General features: G+C 61.9%; 15 protein-coding genes and 1 rRNA gene. 12 read left to right on the top strand and 4 right to left on the bottom strand.

The window, feature by feature from the left end; translation table 11 throughout:
- Positions 1 to 37: 37 nt before the first annotated feature.
- Positions 38 to 1,574: ribosomal RNA gene (locus LJX93_RS08420) — 16S ribosomal RNA — on the bottom strand.
- Between the two features lie 751 nt (positions 1,575 to 2,325).
- Here LJX93_RS08420 and rhtA point away from each other — a divergent pair.
- On the top strand, positions 2,326 to 3,213 hold the full coding sequence (gene rhtA / locus LJX93_RS08415) for a threonine/homoserine exporter RhtA (protein ID WP_033700271.1): 888 nt from the start codon (positions 2,326 to 2,328) through the stop codon (positions 3,211 to 3,213).
- A gap of 190 nt (positions 3,214 to 3,403) precedes the next feature.
- Positions 3,404 to 3,685, top strand: a complete 282-nt coding sequence (locus LJX93_RS08410) for a hypothetical protein (RefSeq protein WP_033700272.1) — start codon at positions 3,404 to 3,406, stop codon at positions 3,683 to 3,685.
- Positions 3,686 to 3,742: 57 nt separating this feature from the next.
- Here LJX93_RS08410 and LJX93_RS08405 read toward each other — a convergent pair whose 3' ends face one another.
- The gene (locus LJX93_RS08405; RefSeq protein WP_227696942.1) at positions 3,743 to 5,551 is read right to left on the bottom strand and encodes an aminopeptidase P family protein; all 1,809 of its coding nucleotides are present in this window, start codon (positions 5,549 to 5,551) and stop codon (positions 3,743 to 3,745) included.
- Positions 5,552 to 5,788: 237 nt separating this feature from the next.
- On the opposite strand from LJX93_RS08405, the gene LJX93_RS08400 reads away from it, so the two are divergent.
- Positions 5,789 to 6,901 carry a DUF3182 family protein gene (locus LJX93_RS08400; protein WP_227696941.1) on the top strand — a complete coding sequence of 371 codons (1,113 nt, stop codon included), beginning with the start codon at positions 5,789 to 5,791 and terminating at the stop codon, positions 6,899 to 6,901.
- Positions 6,885 to 7,655, top strand: coding sequence for an alpha/beta hydrolase family protein (locus tag LJX93_RS08395; protein ID WP_033700278.1), 771 nt, complete (start codon positions 6,885 to 6,887; stop codon positions 7,653 to 7,655). Before LJX93_RS08400 ends, LJX93_RS08395 begins: the two co-directional genes overlap by 17 nt.
- On the opposite strand, the gene LJX93_RS08390 is transcribed toward LJX93_RS08395, so the two are convergent.
- On the bottom strand, positions 7,634 to 8,014 hold the full coding sequence (locus LJX93_RS08390; protein WP_033700280.1) for an antibiotic biosynthesis monooxygenase: 381 nt from the start codon (positions 8,012 to 8,014) through the stop codon (positions 7,634 to 7,636). The genes LJX93_RS08395 and LJX93_RS08390 overlap by 22 nt on opposite strands.
- Before the next feature lie 174 nt (positions 8,015 to 8,188).
- On the opposite strand from LJX93_RS08390, the gene LJX93_RS08385 reads away from it, so the two are divergent.
- Complete coding sequence (locus tag LJX93_RS08385) at positions 8,189 to 8,743, top strand: cysteine hydrolase family protein (protein WP_033700282.1); 555 nt, start codon at positions 8,189 to 8,191, stop codon at positions 8,741 to 8,743.
- A gap of 49 nt (positions 8,744 to 8,792) precedes the next feature.
- On the opposite strand, the gene LJX93_RS08380 is transcribed toward LJX93_RS08385, so the two are convergent.
- A complete protein-coding gene (locus tag LJX93_RS08380) occupies positions 8,793 to 9,356 on the bottom strand; it encodes a helix-turn-helix domain-containing protein (protein ID WP_033700285.1) in 564 nt (187 codons plus the stop codon).
- A gap of 83 nt (positions 9,357 to 9,439) precedes the next feature.
- On the opposite strand from LJX93_RS08380, the gene LJX93_RS08375 reads away from it, so the two are divergent.
- From LJX93_RS08375 to LJX93_RS08345, 7 genes are all read left to right on the top strand, one after another.
- Positions 9,440 to 10,390, top strand: a complete 951-nt coding sequence (locus LJX93_RS08375; protein ID WP_047583908.1) for a DMT family transporter — start codon at positions 9,440 to 9,442, stop codon at positions 10,388 to 10,390.
- A 149-nt stretch (positions 10,391 to 10,539) separates the two neighbouring features.
- Positions 10,540 to 13,455, top strand: coding sequence for a monovalent cation/H+ antiporter subunit A (locus LJX93_RS08370; protein ID WP_047583907.1), 2,916 nt, complete (start codon positions 10,540 to 10,542; stop codon positions 13,453 to 13,455).
- The gene (locus LJX93_RS08365; protein WP_003250128.1) at positions 13,455 to 13,799 is read left to right on the top strand and encodes a Na+/H+ antiporter subunit C; all 345 of its coding nucleotides are present in this window, start codon (positions 13,455 to 13,457) and stop codon (positions 13,797 to 13,799) included. Before LJX93_RS08370 ends, LJX93_RS08365 begins: the two co-directional genes overlap by 1 nt.
- Positions 13,796 to 15,475: a monovalent cation/H+ antiporter subunit D gene (locus LJX93_RS08360; protein ID WP_033700290.1), complete on the top strand. Its 1,680-nt coding sequence runs from the start codon at positions 13,796 to 13,798 to the stop codon at positions 15,473 to 15,475. Before LJX93_RS08365 ends, LJX93_RS08360 begins: the two co-directional genes overlap by 4 nt.
- A complete protein-coding gene (locus LJX93_RS08355; RefSeq protein WP_033700293.1) occupies positions 15,472 to 15,960 on the top strand; it encodes a Na+/H+ antiporter subunit E in 489 nt (162 codons plus the stop codon). The genes LJX93_RS08360 and LJX93_RS08355 overlap by 4 nt, the downstream gene beginning before the upstream one ends.
- Positions 15,957 to 16,235, top strand: a complete 279-nt coding sequence (locus LJX93_RS08350) for a K+/H+ antiporter subunit F (protein WP_003259015.1) — start codon at positions 15,957 to 15,959, stop codon at positions 16,233 to 16,235. Before LJX93_RS08355 ends, LJX93_RS08350 begins: the two co-directional genes overlap by 4 nt.
- Positions 16,232 to 16,597, top strand: a complete 366-nt coding sequence (locus LJX93_RS08345; RefSeq protein WP_033700295.1) for a Na+/H+ antiporter subunit G — start codon at positions 16,232 to 16,234, stop codon at positions 16,595 to 16,597. Before LJX93_RS08350 ends, LJX93_RS08345 begins: the two co-directional genes overlap by 4 nt.
- Position 16,598: the final 1 nt, after the last annotated feature.

The raw sequence follows: 16,598 nt of genomic DNA, 5'->3' as shown, positions 1-16,598 counted from the left end.
TCGTGTGGGAGCTCATCAGCAGGCTGATGTCGTCGATTAAGGAGGTGATCCAGCCGCAGGTTCCCCTACGGCTACCTTGTTACGACTTCACCCCAGTCATGAATCACACCGTGGTAACCGTCCTCCCGAAGGTTAGACTAGCTACTTCTGGTGCAACCCACTCCCATGGTGTGACGGGCGGTGTGTACAAGGCCCGGGAACGTATTCACCGCGACATTCTGATTCGCGATTACTAGCGATTCCGACTTCACGCAGTCGAGTTGCAGACTGCGATCCGGACTACGATCGGTTTTGTGAGATTAGCTCCACCTCGCGGCTTGGCAACCCTCTGTACCGACCATTGTAGCACGTGTGTAGCCCAGGCCGTAAGGGCCATGATGACTTGACGTCATCCCCACCTTCCTCCGGTTTGTCACCGGCAGTCTCCTTAGAGTGCCCACCATAACGTGCTGGTAACTAAGGACAAGGGTTGCGCTCGTTACGGGACTTAACCCAACATCTCACGACACGAGCTGACGACAGCCATGCAGCACCTGTGTCAGAGTTCCCGAAGGCACCAATCCATCTCTGGAAAGTTCTCTGCATGTCAAGGCCTGGTAAGGTTCTTCGCGTTGCTTCGAATTAAACCACATGCTCCACCGCTTGTGCGGGCCCCCGTCAATTCATTTGAGTTTTAACCTTGCGGCCGTACTCCCCAGGCGGTCAACTTAATGCGTTAGCTGCGCCACTAAAATCTCAAGGATTCCAACGGCTAGTTGACATCGTTTACGGCGTGGACTACCAGGGTATCTAATCCTGTTTGCTCCCCACGCTTTCGCACCTCAGTGTCAGTATCAGTCCAGGTGGTCGCCTTCGCCACTGGTGTTCCTTCCTATATCTACGCATTTCACCGCTACACAGGAAATTCCACCACCCTCTACCGTACTCTAGCTTGCCAGTTTTGGATGCAGTTCCCAGGTTGAGCCCGGGGCTTTCACATTCAACTTAACAAACCACCTACGCGCGCTTTACGCCCAGTAATTCCGATTAACGCTTGCACCCTCTGTATTACCGCGGCTGCTGGCACAGAGTTAGCCGGTGCTTATTCTGTCGGTAACGTCAAAACAGCAAGGTATTCGCTTACTGCCCTTCCTCCCAACTTAAAGTGCTTTACAATCCGAAGACCTTCTTCACACACGCGGCATGGCTGGATCAGGCTTTCGCCCATTGTCCAATATTCCCCACTGCTGCCTCCCGTAGGAGTCTGGACCGTGTCTCAGTTCCAGTGTGACTGATCATCCTCTCAGACCAGTTACGGATCGTCGCCTTGGTGAGCCATTACCCCACCAACTAGCTAATCCGACCTAGGCTCATCTGATAGCGCAAGGCCCGAAGGTCCCCTGCTTTCTCCCGTAGGACGTATGCGGTATTAGCGTTCCTTTCGAAACGTTGTCCCCCACTATCAGGCAGATTCCTAGGCATTACTCACCCGTCCGCCGCTGAATCGAAGAGCAAGCTCTTCTCATCCGCTCGACTTGCATGTGTTAGGCCTGCCGCCAGCGTTCAATCTGAGCCATGATCAAACTCTTCAGTTCAATACTGCTTGGGTTTTTAAGAAACCCTAAACTTGGCTCAGCAATCTCAAATGACTATGTGATTTCTCGCATGGTCACTTGTGATGCTGATAATCTTTGTGACTATCAGTCCGTACTCACAAGCACCCACACGAATTGCTTGATTCAATTTGTTAAAGAGCGGTTGGTTAAGAGCTTTTCGTCTCAACCGAGGCGCGCATTCTACGCTTTCCTCATTTGCTGTCAAGCGTTTATTTTGAAGTTTTTTCGAGAAACTCGTTTAGCTTCAAACACTTGACTCGCTGCGATCTCTCGTAGCGGGAGGCGAATCATACAGCGTTTAGAAGCGCTGTCAACCACCATCTTAACCGCTGACGATCTTTCGATCGGAGCCCTTCAAACTTCGTCTTGACTATTTAACTCGTTGAATCTCAAGGAGCTTTTCGTTCCGACTACGCTGGAAGTGGGGCGCATTATAAGGGGATTCGAAATCGCGTCAACCCTTAATGTTCATTAAAGTGAAATAACCGCAGAAAAGACCGCATCAAGGCTGACAGGTGCCCGCCATTACCCTTTCGGCGCCTATGAGATCGAGCGCCGCCCGCGCGGCGCATCGCGACGCAAGGCCGCTCCTACATTTGTTTCGGGCCAGTTATTGGTGAGGGATTGGCGCGCGGCCACCACCCTTACACCCAATAACCCATTGCCCCGCAGCCCCACAAGTGCGCACTATAGTGCACACCCACGCCTGCTCAAGGATCGCCGCACATAAATGAACACCCAAGCCCGCAGCCTGGCCGCCACGCTCTTTCCCATCGGCCTGCTGCTCATCGCCATGGCATCGATACAATCCGGTGCGTCACTGGCCAAAAGCATGTTCCCTATCATCGGCGCTCAGGGCACCACCGCGCTGCGCCTGATCTTCGCCAGCATCATCATGCTGCTGATCCTGCGCCCATGGCGTGTCCGCATGACCGCCAACACCCTGCGCAATGTCATCATCTATGGCATGGCACTCGGCGGCATGAACTTCCTCTTCTATATGTCTCTGCAGACGGTACCTATCGGCATTGCCGTGGCACTGGAATTTACCGGCCCCCTGGCCGTGGCGATCTGCTCTTCGCGCCGCCCGATCGACTTCCTCTGGATCGCCCTGGCGATTGTTGGCCTGTTGCTATTGCTGCCGGCAGGCGATGGTGGGCAAGCACTTGACCCGGTGGGCGCCGCCTACGCATTGGGGGCAGGCGTGTGCTGGGCGCTGTATATCCTGTTTGGCCAACGCGCCGGCGCCGAGCACGGCATCCAGAGTGCCGCACTCGGGGTAGTCGTCGCCGCCCTGTTCGTTGCCCCTATCGGCGTAATCCACGCCGGCAGCGCCTTGCTCACCCCAGCCGTGATCCCAATGGCCTTGGCTGTCGCGGTACTGTCCACCGCCCTGCCCTACAGCCTGGAAATGGTCGCCCTGACACGCATGCCTGCACGCACCTTCGGCACGCTGATGAGTATCGAACCGGCCTTTGGCGCGCTGTCCGGCCTGCTGTTTCTCGGCGAAGTACTCAGTACCACCCAATGGTTGGCAATTCTGGCGATCATCGTCGCATCGGTAGGCACCACGCTGTCCATGCGACAGACGCCCACCCCACCCGTCGCCGCCGACTGATATGAGAAATATTTTCATTTGTGACGGGAATAGTGATTGTAGCGGCCCGTCTCGCTGATTAAGCTGTCACAGCTTCAACATCTTTACGCTATCTACTGGAGCGAACACGGACGCTGGGGAAACTTCAGGAAGAACCAAAGCGATAACGACAGGGCAAGACAGCTGCTCCGCCCTGCATTTAAGGACAGGAATGAAACGTATTTTGCTCATCCTGGCCATCTTGGCTATTGCTGGATGTGCCGCCACGGCCAAGACTGAGGTCAAAAGGGGTAAGAAAGGCCTGCATATCAATTGTTCTGGCCTTTCCTCGTCCTGGGACAACTGCTACAGCAAGGCCGCGACGTCTTGCAGCTCACGTGGCTACAAGGTCATTGCGCGCTCGGGCGACACCGACGAAGAACCCGGCGACTACCTGTTCGGTATCAACCCGGCCGGCTATACCAGCCGCAGCATGATCGTCATCTGCAAGTGATGACCACACGCAATTGAAAAGGGCAGCGCGAACGCTGCCCTTTTCATTGGCCGGTTATCACAGCGACGCGGTGCGCGCCTGCAGCCAGGCCAGCGCCTCGCCTTTCAATAAAGGCGCAAGGCGCTCACGCACCATCGCGTGGTAACCGTTCAGCCAGTCCAGCTCTTCCCTGGCAAGCAACTCGGGCAACAGGCAGCGCGTATCGATCGGGCAAAGCGTCAAGGTCTCGAAATTCAGGAAGTCACCAAAAGCACTCTTGCCCGCTTCACGACTGACCACCAGGTTCTCGATACGAACGCCCCACTCGCGCGGCCGGTAGGTGCCTGGCTCGATTGAGCTGATCATGCCCGCCTGCATCGCAGTTTGCGGCGTGGCTGCCGCCTGATAGGCGATTACCTGTGGCCCCTCGTGCACGTTCATGAAGTAGCCCACCCCATGACCGGTGCCGTGGCCATAGTCCACTTGATCAGCCCAGATCGGTGCCCGGGCAATGGCATCGAGCAGTGGTGAGAGGATCCCGCGCGGGAAGGTGGCCCGCGACAATGCAATCATACCCTTGAGCACACGCGTGCAATCCTGCTTCTGCTCAAGCGTCGGGTTGCCCACCGGCACCATCCGGGTAATGTCGGTGGTGCCGCCCAGGTACTGCCCACCCGAATCGATCAGCAGCAAGCCGTCACCTTCGAGCGTGGCATGCGACTGCTCGGTGGCGCGGTAATGAGGCATCGCACCATTGCCGTTGAAGGCCGCAATGGTCGAGAAGCTCAACGACACGAAGTCGGGGCGTCGGGCACGCGCGGCGCTCAGTTGCTCATCGACCGTCAACTCGGTAATGACCTCCCGGCCCAGGTTTGCGTCCAGCCAGGCGAAGAACTCGCACAAGGCGGCGCCATCCTGCTCCATGACCCGGCGAACGTGCACAAGGTCCTCCTCACGCTTGCACGACTTGCTCAGGGTAGTGGGGTTGATCCCCTCGACCAGTTCCACCCCAGGGCTCAGGTTTTCCAGCAGGCCGCAAGTGACTCGCGCCGGGTCGAGCAACAGCCGGCTCCCTGAGGGCACCGCACCCAGGGCCTGACCTATATCGGCGTAGTCACGCACCTCAATGCCGTCTACCGCCAACACATGGCGCAGATGATCATCGACTTTGTCGCGCCCCACGAACACAGTCGCCTGCTGCTGGCTGATCAGAGCGAACGAAACAAAGACTGGGTTGTACGACACATCACTGCCGCGCAAGTTGAACAGCCAGGCAATGTCATCCAGGGTAGCGATGAAGTGCCAGTCGGCGCCCTTGGCCTTCAGGCTGTCGCGCAATTGGGCGAGTTTGTCCGCCCGGTTCTGCGTCGCATGTGGCGGCAAGTGCTGATAGACCGGGTTGCTTGGCAACGGCGGGCGCCCCTGCCAAACCTTGCCGAGCAGGTCCTTGTCAGTCACCAACCTTACCTCGCGGGCCTTCAGCCGCTCGCCCAACAGCCGCGCCGACGCCAGGGCCATGACGGCACCGTCCACGGCAACGGCCCCCTTCGGCGCGATGTGCTCACCCAGCCACTCCAACGCGCCCGGCTTGCCTGGCAGCAGCTTCATCAGTTCGATGCCACTGCCGGCCAGCTCGTTTTCGGCCTGCTCCCAGTAGCGGCTGTCGACCCAGAGCCCGGCAAAGCCCGCCGTGACCACCAGCGTGCCGACAGAGCCGTGGAAACCGGACAACCATTGGCGCCCCTGCCAGAAGCCGGGCAGGTATTCGGAAAGATGGGGATCGGCCGATGGCACCAGCAGCGCATCGATGCCCTCTGCGGCCATTGCCTGGCGCACCTGCATCAGGCGCTCCGGCACACTCTGCTCAATCGTGGTCTGAACGTTCATGCGCACTCCTGCGAAACATCTTGGCTAATCCAGGCTGTCGATAATGGAACAGCCACCCGAGCCCTGCAATCGCGGCGACCGGCTAACGGCATGCAATGCCCGGCACGCCCTCTGCAATCAAGACGTTTCCTACAACTGACCCTACAGAGTCGCACGGACCGCCGATCACATCCCGATGAACTTCCCCAAAACGACGGATTCACACACAGTACATTCATTGCAGACAGGCCAACCCTTATGCCCGCTGCCTGCGACTCGAAAACCGGCGTTGTGCTGCTCGACACCCGCGAGCACACGCCCGACCACCAACATGCCGCCCACCTCAAGCTCGCCGATGGCCTGGCACAACTGCTGGGCTGCCCACGCTTAGACCCTGCCGCACCTGCCACTGCTGCAGACCGCTACTACTATGTACCGACCGAAACGCTGGTCGACCCACAGCGCCATGCCGCGCTGGGTATCCGTACCGAGCAGGACCTGTTCGGCGGGTTGGTCGCCTATCCCTACATGGCGACCAAGGCGATCTCCCATCCGCTGCCGGCCGACGCCAGCTTCCCGCCAGGCTGGACCGACGCCTTCGCCCTGCAGGCCAGCGATGCGTTGCTGCGGGGCTACACCGTGTTCAGCAAAACCGATGCCCGCACTGCGGCACGCTTGCTGCTGCTCGACGGCCCAGTGCGCATCAAGCCGGTATTGGCTTGCGCCGGCCGCGGGCAACAGGTAATCGATACAGCGGATGCGCTGGAGCCTTTGCTGGCCGACATGGATGATCAGGCCCTGGCAGTGTGGGGCCTGGTACTTGAAGAAGACCTGAGCGAGGTACAGACCTTCAGTGTCGGCCAAGTGCGGGTCGCCGGCCTGACCTGCAGCTACCACGGCACCCAGCAGCTGACCCACGACCATCAAGGCACAGAGGTTTATGGCGGCTCCGACCTGATCGTGGTGCGCGGTGACTATCAGGCACTGCTGCAACTGCCACTGGAAGACCACCTGCGCCTGGCGATCAACCAGGCCATGGCCTACGAACGGGCGGCCGAGCAGCACTTCCCGGGCTTCGTCGCATCAAGGCGCAACTACGACATCGCGCGCGGCACCACCGCCCAAGGCCATGTGCGCAGCGGCGTGCTTGAACAGTCCTGGCGCCTAGGGGGTGCCAGCAGTGCAGAACTGCTGGCCCTGCAGGCCTTCGCCGATGACCCCGCCCTGCAACGGGTTCGCGCTTCCACCCATGAAGTGTTCGGTACGCCCGACCTGCCCACTGACGCCACCCTCTTTTACCAAGGAATCGACAGTGAACTCGGACAACTCAGCAAATATGCACGGATTCGCGAACATGACCATTCAGAGTGAAACCATCGAACTGCAGGTCGAGAACGACACCATCGTCGGCACCCTGGTCAGCCCTGGCAGCAAGATGCCAGGCATACTCTTCGTCCACGGCTGGGGCGGCAGCCAGCAACGCGACCTGGCCCGCGCCCGGCATATCACCGGGCTGGGCTGCGTGTGCATGACCTTCGACCTGCGCGGGCACGAGAAGACCGAAAGCCAGCGCCTGACCGTCACCCGCGAACAGAACCTCAACGACTTGCTGGCCGCCTACGACCGCCTGGTCAGCCACCCGTCCGTGGACAGCAGTGCCATCGCCATCATCGGCAGCAGCTACGGTGGCTACCTGGCCACTCTGCTGACCCGGCTGCGGCCAGTGAAATGGCTGGCACTGCGGGTACCCGCCATGTACTGGGACGACGAGTGGGATAACCCCAAGCAAACCCTTGATCGGCAGCGGCTTAACGCCTACCGCAAACGCCCGCTTGGCCCGACGGACAACCGTGCCCTGGCCGCGTGCGCGGAATTCGGTGGTGATGTATTACTTGTGGAGTCTGAACAAGACGACTATGTGCCCCACAGCACACTGATGAGCTACCGCTCGGCGTTCGTCAGCGCCCATTCGCTGACCCACCGCATCGTCGACGGTGCCGACCACGCGCTGTCCAGCGAAGAGAGCCAGAAAGCCTACAGTTCGATCCTTGCCTCCTGGATCGGCGAAATGGTCGTAGGCGCGCGCCTGGATCGCTACCCGCACTACGCGCCCTGGTATGCCTGAGGCTCGCCGACCTGGCAGTGCAGGCCACCATCGGCGCCACGTACGAGGCTGCGCAATGTCTGGTAGGCAGCAAAGTTGACGCCGCGCGCCTGATGCTGGCACAGCAGGTCGAAGAAAGGCTCCTCGGCGAAGTCAGCCGCAGCTGCCGCCCAAGCCTGCCGCGATTGCCATTGCAGATACTGCAAGACCCGGCTGCCATCGTCACTGGCCTGGATGCTCACGCCCTGCAAGCCTTCACAGCGCGTTGCCAGTTCCTCGCTGCGCGCCACCAACGCCTGGGCCAATGCCACCTGGCGCATGGCCGGGACTTCATATTCGATCATCTGGGTAAACCACAGAGAGTGAGGCGTCGCCCTCATGAACAGTCTCCTTGCTCTGGACGCTATCAGCGTGATGGTGAGCAGGGTAAAACCTCAAGCTAAGTCAAGGTCAAGTGGTTTTTTCGTCAGAAGACGCAAAAGCGCTGCAGTTGAACCCTCAGGTCGATGTACACACGCTATGGTCATTCAACGACTACCGCCGCAGGAGGCAACATGAGCAAGCAAGCGCTGATCATCATCGACATCCAGAACGACTATTTCCCCGGTGGCAAATGGACCCTCGACGGCGCCGAGCAGGCAGCCGACAACGCCGCCCGGCTGCTGGCCGCCGCACGCGACCGGGGCGACCTGGTGGTGCATGTGCGGCATGAATTCGAAAGCGCCGATGCGCCGTTCTTCACGCCGCAGTCACCAGGGGCGGCCATCCATGCCAAGGTCGAGCCCGTGACCGGCGAACCCGTGGTACTCAAGCACAAGGTCAATGCGTTTCTCGGCACCGGCCTCAAGGATACGCTGGACCAGCATGGGGTTCAGGCGTTGACCATCGTCGGCAGCATGAGCCATATGTGCATCGATGCAGCAACCCGAGCCGCCGCCGATTTTGGCTACGAAGTGACCGTGGCCCACGATGCCTGCGCCACCCTGCCCCTGGATTTCAATGGTAAACAGGTGCCGGCGGCCCATGTGCACGACTCGGCGATGGCTGCACTGGCATTTGCCTATGCCAAGGTGGTGAAGACCGACGACCTGTTGCCCCCCAAGGCTTGACGCTTGTGAACTGCGCCCCTTTCGCGACGCAAGGCCGCTCCTGCAAGGGTCAGATCACCACGTTGCGGACAAAGCGCACAGCCACGGCGCCATCATTGCGATAGGCATAACGGCAGTTGCTGGGGAACACATGAAACTGGCCGACCTGCAAGCGGTGCTCGGCGTCTTCGATGACCAGTGTGAGCTGCCCTTCGGCCACATAGATCTGCTCGCTCCAGCCATCGGCATCCGCCTCGCTGAGGTAGCACTCGCCCGGCGCCAACGTCCATTCCCAAAGCTCGACCTCACGCCGGGCGGTGCTGCTACCCAGCAGCACCGCCTTGCTTTGCGGATGTTCGCCAGCCCAGGCCAGTTCATCGATACGGCTCGGGTCGCGCTGCTCAGGCGCCTGGATCAAGGTACTGAATGCTACGCCGAGGGCTTCGGCAATCAGATCGAGGGTGGTGAGGCTGACATTCTTCTCACCCGCCTCGATCGCCACCAGCATCCGCCGGCTGACGCCAGAGCGCTCGGCCAGGGCCGACTGGCTCATACCGGCTGCGTTACGCAGGCGCCGAACGTTGAGGCTGACATGCTGCAGCACCGAGGCGCGGTGTGTGGGATTTTTGTGCACGTTGTTGCTCGCTGATCGTGGCTGCGCAGTATACTGCCCACTTTGCGCAGATTGTGCGCCGGCCCCTCCGAGTGTGCAAGACCATGACCCACCCCAGCCGCAAACCGAACACTGCCGTCTCTTTTCGCCTGAGCAAGGCTGAACTGGTGCTGGTCTTCATCACCATGCTGTGGGGCGGCACCTTCTTGCTGGTGCATAACGTGATGACGGTAAGCGGCCCGATGTTCTTCGTCGGCCTGCGTTTCGCTGCGGCGGCGTTGTTCGTGGGGGTGGTCTCGGCGCGTGCACTGCCGGGGCTGACGCTTACCGAGCTCAAGGCCGGCGTGCTGATCGGCGTGTCGATCATGCTGGGCTACGGTTTGCAGACCATGGGCCTGCAAACCATCAGCAGCAGCCAGTCAGCCTTCATTACCGCGCTATATGTGCCCTTCGTGCCGCTGCTGCAATGGCTGGTGCTCGGCCGCCGGCCCGGCCTGATGCCAAGCATTGGCATCTGCCTGGCATTCTGCGGCTTGATGCTGCTGGCCGGGCCAGAGGGCGGCACCTTGCACTTCAGCGAAGGCGAGATAGTGACCCTGGTCAGCGCCATCGCCATTGCTGGCGAAATCATCCTGATCAGCCGCTATGCCGGCCAGGTCGATGTGCGCCGTGTAACCGTGGTGCAGCTGGCGACCGCCTCGTTGCTGTCGTTCCTGATGATCGTACCGACCCAGGAACGCATCCCCGACTTCTCCTGGCTGCTGCTGGCCAGTGCCCTGGGGCTTGGCGCCATGAGCGCCGTGATCCAGGTAGCGATGAACTGGGCACAGAAGTCGGTTTCGCCCACCCGCGCCACCCTGATCTATGCCGGCGAGCCGGTGTGGGCCGGGATCGTCGGGCGCCTCGCCGGCGAGCGCCTGCCTGGCGTTGCATTGATCGGCGGGCTGCTGATCGTGATCGCAGTGGTGGTCAGCGAACTGAAGGTGCGCCGCCCCCGCGAAGACGCCGAGGCACGCGAAGCACAGGCCGAACGCGAGCAGCAAGCCGGCCTGTAAAGCGGCCAACTCCAGCTATGCTTTGTAAAAAACTGTTATAAAAAAACACCTTGTCACAGCGTATTTGTACGATTCTGCGACAGCTTGCGTGTTGGTGATCAACTGATCGGCACGTATGATCCTTGCAAACCTCTCCAGAATAGAACGCTATGTCCTTGATAGTGCTATTGCTTCTGCCGTTCGTGGGCAGTTGCCTGGCAGCCGTGCTGCCGCACAACGCACGTAACGCCGAGTCCATATTGGCGGGGCTCGTCGCCTTGGTCGGTACGGTCCAGGTAGCACTGCTGTACCCTCAGGTCGCCCACGGTGGCGTGATTCGCGAGGAATTCCTCTGGCTGCCCAGCCTGGGTTTGAACCTTGTGCTGCGCATGGACGGCTTCGCCTGGCTGTTCTCGCTGCTGGTACTGGGCATCGGCACACTGGTGTCGCTGTATGCCCGCTACTACATGTCACCGCAAGACCCGGTGCCGCGTTTCTTCGCCTTCTTCCTCGCGTTCATGGGCGCCATGCTGGGCCTGGTGATCTCTGGCAACCTGATCCAGCTGGTGTTCTTCTGGGAGCTGACCAGCGTTTTCTCCTTCCTGCTGATCGGTTATTGGCACCATCGCGCCGACGCCCGCCGCGGCGCCTACATGGCGCTGATGGTGACCGGTGCCGGCGGCCTGTGCCTGCTGGTCGGTGCCTTGCTGCTGGGCCACGTGGTCGGCAGCTACGACCTGGACAAGGTGCTGGCCGCGGGTGACGTTATCCGCCAGCACGCACTGTACCCGGTGCTGCTGCCACTGATCCTGATCGGCGCCCTGAGCAAGAGTGCGCAGTTTCCGTTCCACTTCTGGTTGCCCCACGCGATGGCGGCGCCGACCCCTGTGTCCGCCTACCTGCACTCGGCAACCATGGTAAAGGCCGGGGTGTTTCTGCTGGCGCGGCTCTGGCCTGTGCTGTCAGGCAGCGAGGAGTGGTTCTGGATCGTCGGCGGGGCTGGCGCCATCACGCTGCTGCTCGGCGCCTTTGCCGCGATGTTCCAGAACGACCTCAAGGGCCTGCTGGCGTATTCCACCATCAGCCACTTGGGCCTGATCACCCTGCTGCTGGGCCTGAACAGCCCGCTGGCGGCGGTCGCCGCCGTCTTCCACATCCTCAACCATGCCACCTTCAAGGCCTCGCTGTTCATGGCCGCCGGCATCATCGACCACGAGAGCGGTACGCGCGATATCCGGCGCCTCAGCGGCCTGATCCGCCTGGTGCCCTACACCGCCACCCTGGCCATGGTGGCCAGCGCCTCGATGGCCGGCGTGCCGCTGATGAACGGCTTCCTGTCCAAGGAGATGTTCTTCGCAGAAACAGTGTTCATCAGCTCCACGGCCTGGGTCGAAGCCGCCCTCCCGGTGATCGCCACGCTGGCCGGTACCTTCAGCGTGGCCTACGCACTGCGCTTTACCGTCGATGTCTTCTTCGGGCCAACCGCCCAGGACCTGCCCCACACACCTCACGAACCACCCCGCTGGATGCGCGCGCCGGTCGAACTGCTGGTGCTCACCTGCCTGGTGGTAGGCATCTTCCCTGCCCAGTCGGTCGGCCCGTTGCTGGCTGCGGCGGCCCTGCCGGTGGTGGGCGGTACGCTACCGGAATACAGCCTGGCCATCTGGCACGGCTGGAATGCGCCACTGATCATGAGCCTGGTCGCCATGAGCGGCGGCATCGTGCTCTACCTGCTGCTGCGCAAGCAACTGCGCATGGGCCGCTTCCCCTACCCACCACTGATCGAGCGGTTCAACGGCAAGCGCTTGTTCGAGCACGGCCTGGTGCGCCTGATGCTGCTGGCCCGCCGAATCGAAGGCTTGCTGACCACGCGCCGCCTGCAATCGCAGTTGTTCATGCTGGTACTGGCGGCCTTCCTGGCCGGCCTCACGCCCATGCTGTACAGCGGGCTGACCTGGGGTGAGCGCCCGAAAATCCCTGGTTCCGGCGTGTTCGTCGCACTCTGGCTGATCGCCATCGCCTGCGCCATCGGCGCCGCCTACCAGGCCAAATACCACCGTCTGGCCGCCTTGATCATGGTCAGCGTCTGCGGCCTGATGACCTGCATCACCTTCGTCTGGTTCTCGGCGCCCGACCTGGCCTTGACCCAGCTGGTCGTGGAAGTGGTCACCACTGTACTGATCCTGCTCGGCCTGCGCTGGCTGCCGCGCCGTATCGAAGGCGTATCACCGCTGCCGGGCAGCCTGGAGCGCGCCCGCATGCGCCGCCTGCGCGACCTGCTGCTGGCGGTGCTGGTGGGTGGCGGCATGGCGGTGCTGTCGTACGCCATGCTCACCCGGCCAACGCCCAACGACATTTCCTCGTTCTACCTGAGCCGCGCCCTGCCGCAAGGGGGCGGTACCAATGTGGTCAATGTGATGCTGGTCGACTTCCGTGGCTTCGACACCCTCGGTGAAATCACCGTGCTGGTCGCCGTGGCCCTGACCGTGTTCGCCCTGCTGCGACGCTTCCGCCCGCCCAAGGAGAGCATGCAGTTGCCCGCCCAGCAGCGCCAGCTGGCGCCCGACGTGGTCACAGACCTGATCAACCCGCGTCACGCCACAGACACCGCGCTGGGCTTCATGATGGTGCCTGCGGTGCTGGTGCGGCTGCTGCTGCCAATCGCCCTGCTGGTATCGATGTACCTGTTCATGCGCGGCCACAACCAGCCTGGCGGCGGGTTCGTCGCCGGCCTGGTGATGTCGGTGGCGTTCATCCTGCAGTACATGGTCGCCGGCACCCAATGGGTCGAGGCGCAAATGAGCTTGCGGCCGCTGCGCTGGATGGGCACTGGCCTGCTGTGCGCGACCCTGACCGGGGTCGGCGCCATGCTGCTGGGTTACCCGTTCCTGACCACGCACACGGCACACCTGCACCTGCCCGTGCTGGGGGATGTGCACGTGGCCAGCGCGCTGTTCTTCGATATCGGCGTGTACACCGTGGTGGTCGGCTCGACCCTGCTGATCCTCACTGCCCTGGCGCACCAGTCGGTGCGCGCCTACCGCCCGGGCAACCCGTCGAAATCCAGCCAAGCAGGAGCCGCCTGATGGAAGAAGTCATTGCAGTCGCCATCGGCGTACTGGCCGCCTCGGGGGTCTGGTTGATCCTGCGCCCACGGACCTACCAGGTGATCATGGGCCTGTGCCTGCTGTCGTACGGCGTCAACCTGTTCATCTTCAGCATGGGCAGCCTGTTCATCGGCAAGGAGCCCATCATCAAGGACGGCGTGACCCAGGACTTGCTGCACTACACCGACCCCCTGCCCCAGGCCCTGGTACTGACTGCCATCGTCATCAGCTTCGCCATGACCGCACTGTTCCTGGTGGTGCTGCTGGCCTCACGCGGGTTGACCGGCACCGACCATGTGGATGGCCGGGAGCGTGACGAATGAGTGGCATGAGTCAACTGATCGTCGCCCCCATCCTGCTGCCCCTCATCACCGCTGCGGTGATGCTGTTGCTGGGCGAGAAACACCGGCGCATCAAGGCGCAACTGAACCTGCTGTCCACCTTCGCCGGCCTGGCCATCGCGGTCAGCCTGCTGCTGTGGGTGCGCACCCAGGGCCAGGCCGAATCGATCGGTGTGTACCTGCCAGGCAACTGGCCGGCACCGTTCGGCATCGTGTTGGTAGTCGACCATCTTTCGGCATTGCTACTGACCCTGACCGGCATCATCGGCTTCAGCGCCCTGCTGTTTGCCCGCGCCCGCTGGGACAGCGCCGGTGCCAGCTTCCACGCACTGTTCCAGATCCAGCTGATGGGGCTGTACGGTGCATTCCTGACGGCCGACCTGTTCAACTTGTTCGTGTTCTTCGAGGTGCTGCTGGCAGCCTCCTATGGCTTGCTGCTGCACGGTTCGGGCCGCGCAAGGGTCAGGGCCGGCCTGCACTATATCGCCATCAACCTGTTCGCTTCGTCGTTGTTTCTGGTGGGCGCGGCGATGCTCTATGGCGTGACAGGCACCTTGAACATGGCCGACCTGGCGCTGAAGATCCCGCTGGTGCCGGAGGCCGATCGCGGCTTGCTGCACGCAGGCGCCGCGATACTGGCCATGGCGTTTCTGGCCAAGGCCGGCATATGGCCCCTCAACTTCTGGCTGGTGCCTGCCTACGCCTCGGCCAGCGCACCGGTTGCCGCGCTTTTTGCCATCATGACCAAGGTCGGCCTGTATGCCGTGCTGCGCCTGTGGACGCTGCTGTTCTCCGGGCAAGCCGGCGCCTCGGCGCACTTCGGTGGCGAGTGGCTGGTTTACGGCGGCCTGGTCACCCTGGCGGTGGCCGCCGTATCGATATTGGCCGCACAACGCCTGGAACGCATGGCTGCCCTGAGCATCCTGGTCTCCGCCGGCACGCTGCTCGCGGCCGTCGGTTTTGCCCAACCGGTGCTCACCGGCGCGGCATTGTTCTACCTGGTCAACTCGACCCTGGCGCTGTGCGCCCTGTTCCTGCTCGCCGAGCTGGTCGAGCGCTCGCGCTCGGCCAACGAAGTGCCGCTGGATGAAGAAGAAGACGCCATGCCTTCGCCCCTGGAGTCGCTGCACCCGCCCAAGGGCATCAACCTCGATGATGAACAAAAGGTCGTGATCGGCCAGATCATCCCATGGACCATGGCCTTCCTCGGCCTGAGCTTCATCGCCTGTGCGTTGCTGATCATCGGCATGCCGCCGCTTTCGGGCTTCGTCGGCAAACTCAACCTGATCAGTGCGCTGTTCAACCCGCTGGGGCTGGGCATAGCGCCGGAGCAACCGCTGACAACAGCTGGCTGGGGCCTGGTGGCATTGCTTGTACTTTCCGGCATGGCATCGCTGATCGCCTTTGGCCGCGTAGGTATTCAGCGCTTCTGGAAGCCCGAGGAGCGCCCCTCGCCTGTGCTGCGTCGCTATGAGTGCCTGCCGATCGTCATCCTGCTTGGGCTGTGCATCATCCTCAGCTTCAAAGCCGAGCCGTTGCTGCGCTACACCCAGGACACGGCTGCCAGCCTGCAGGCGCCGGACACCTACATAAAAGCGGTGATGGCTGCCCAACCGATCCCTGGCCCGACCTCCCTCGACGTGGAGCTGCAGCCATGAACCGTCTGTTCCCCGCCCCGCTGCTGTCGGTGTCGCTGTTTGGCCTGTGGTTGCTGCTGAACCTGTCGGTCAGCGCCGGCAACCTGCTGCTCGCTGCCCTGCTCGGCATCCTTGCACCGCTGTTGATGGCACCCCTACGCCCCCAGCATGCCCATGTGCGGCGCCCACTGGTGATTGCCAAGCTGATTGGCCGGGTAGGCCTTGATGTGATTGTGTCCAACCTGCTGGTGGCCCGTGGCGTGCTGCGCGCCGGCAAACAGCCGCCGCGCTCGGCATTCGTGCACATCCCGCTGGCCCTGCGTGATGCCCATGGCCTGGCCGCGCTTTCGATGATCACCACGGTGGTACCGGGTACGGTCTGGTCCGAGCTGGCACTGGACCGCAGCGTGCTGCTGCTGCATGTGTTCGACCTGGAGGATGAAGCCGCCTTCATCGAGCACTTCAAGGCCACCTATGAACGCCCGCTGATGGAGATTTTCCAATGACAGGCCTGCTCGCCAACGCTGTACTCGCCAGCCTGTTCATCTTCGCCCTGGCCATGGCCCTGGCGCTGATCCGGTTGTTCCGCGGCCCGTCCGCCCAGGACCGGGTTCTGGCGCTGGACTACCTGTATATCCTGGCCATGCTGACCATGCTGGTACTGGGGATTCGCTATGCAAGTGACACCTACTTCGAAGGTGCGCTGCTGATTGCGTTGTTCGGCTTTGTCGGCTCGTTCGCCCTGGCCAAGTTCCTGCTTCGTGGTGAGGTGATCGAATGACCGAAACGCTAGCACTGCCCTTCTGGCTGGAGTTGGTCACTGCCGCGCTGCTGCTGATCGGCAGCCTGTTTGCCCTGATCGGTGCCGTGGGCCTGCTGCGCCTGAAGGATTACTTCCAGCGCATGCACCCACCCGCGCTGGCCTCGACCCTCGGCGCATGGTGCGTGGCCTTGGCCTCGATCATCTACTTCTCGTGGCTCAAGGAAGCGCCCATCCTGCACGCCTGGTTGATCCCGATACTGCTGTCGATCACCGTACCGGTCACCACGCTCTTGCTGGCCAGGGCTGCGCTGTTTCGCAAGCGCATGTCGAAAGAAGCGGTGCCCGAGGAAGTCAGCAGCGGCGGCGACCGCGGCCACTGAC

The sequence above is a fragment of the Pseudomonas sp. HN2-3 genome (genome assembly GCF_020691745.1).
Classification (GTDB): domain Bacteria; phylum Pseudomonadota; class Gammaproteobacteria; order Pseudomonadales; family Pseudomonadaceae; genus Aquipseudomonas; species Aquipseudomonas capeferrum.
This window is presented reverse-complemented; position numbering and strand designations above follow the sequence as displayed.

Coding starts and splice junctions, on each gene's coding strand:
- rhtA (WP_033700271.1), top strand. CDS start 2,326: ATGAACACCCAAGCCCGCAGCCTGGCCGCCACGCTCTTTCCCATCGGC.
- LJX93_RS08410 (WP_033700272.1), top strand. CDS start 3,404: ATGAAACGTATTTTGCTCATCCTGGCCATCTTGGCTATTGCTGGATGT.
- LJX93_RS08405 (WP_227696942.1), bottom strand. CDS start 5,551: ATGAACGTTCAGACCACGATTGAGCAGAGTGTGCCGGAGCGCCTGATG.
- LJX93_RS08400 (WP_227696941.1), top strand. CDS start 5,789: ATGCCCGCTGCCTGCGACTCGAAAACCGGCGTTGTGCTGCTCGACACC.
- LJX93_RS08395 (WP_033700278.1), top strand. CDS start 6,885: ATGACCATTCAGAGTGAAACCATCGAACTGCAGGTCGAGAACGACACC.
- LJX93_RS08390 (WP_033700280.1), bottom strand. CDS start 8,014: ATGAGGGCGACGCCTCACTCTCTGTGGTTTACCCAGATGATCGAATAT.
- LJX93_RS08385 (WP_033700282.1), top strand. CDS start 8,189: ATGAGCAAGCAAGCGCTGATCATCATCGACATCCAGAACGACTATTTC.
- LJX93_RS08375 (WP_047583908.1), top strand. CDS start 9,440: ATGACCCACCCCAGCCGCAAACCGAACACTGCCGTCTCTTTTCGCCTG.
- LJX93_RS08370 (WP_047583907.1), top strand. CDS start 10,540: ATGTCCTTGATAGTGCTATTGCTTCTGCCGTTCGTGGGCAGTTGCCTG.
- LJX93_RS08365 (WP_003250128.1), top strand. CDS start 13,455: ATGGAAGAAGTCATTGCAGTCGCCATCGGCGTACTGGCCGCCTCGGGG.
- LJX93_RS08360 (WP_033700290.1), top strand. CDS start 13,796: ATGAGTGGCATGAGTCAACTGATCGTCGCCCCCATCCTGCTGCCCCTC.
- LJX93_RS08355 (WP_033700293.1), top strand. CDS start 15,472: ATGAACCGTCTGTTCCCCGCCCCGCTGCTGTCGGTGTCGCTGTTTGGC.
- LJX93_RS08350 (WP_003259015.1), top strand. CDS start 15,957: ATGACAGGCCTGCTCGCCAACGCTGTACTCGCCAGCCTGTTCATCTTC.
- LJX93_RS08345 (WP_033700295.1), top strand. CDS start 16,232: ATGACCGAAACGCTAGCACTGCCCTTCTGGCTGGAGTTGGTCACTGCC.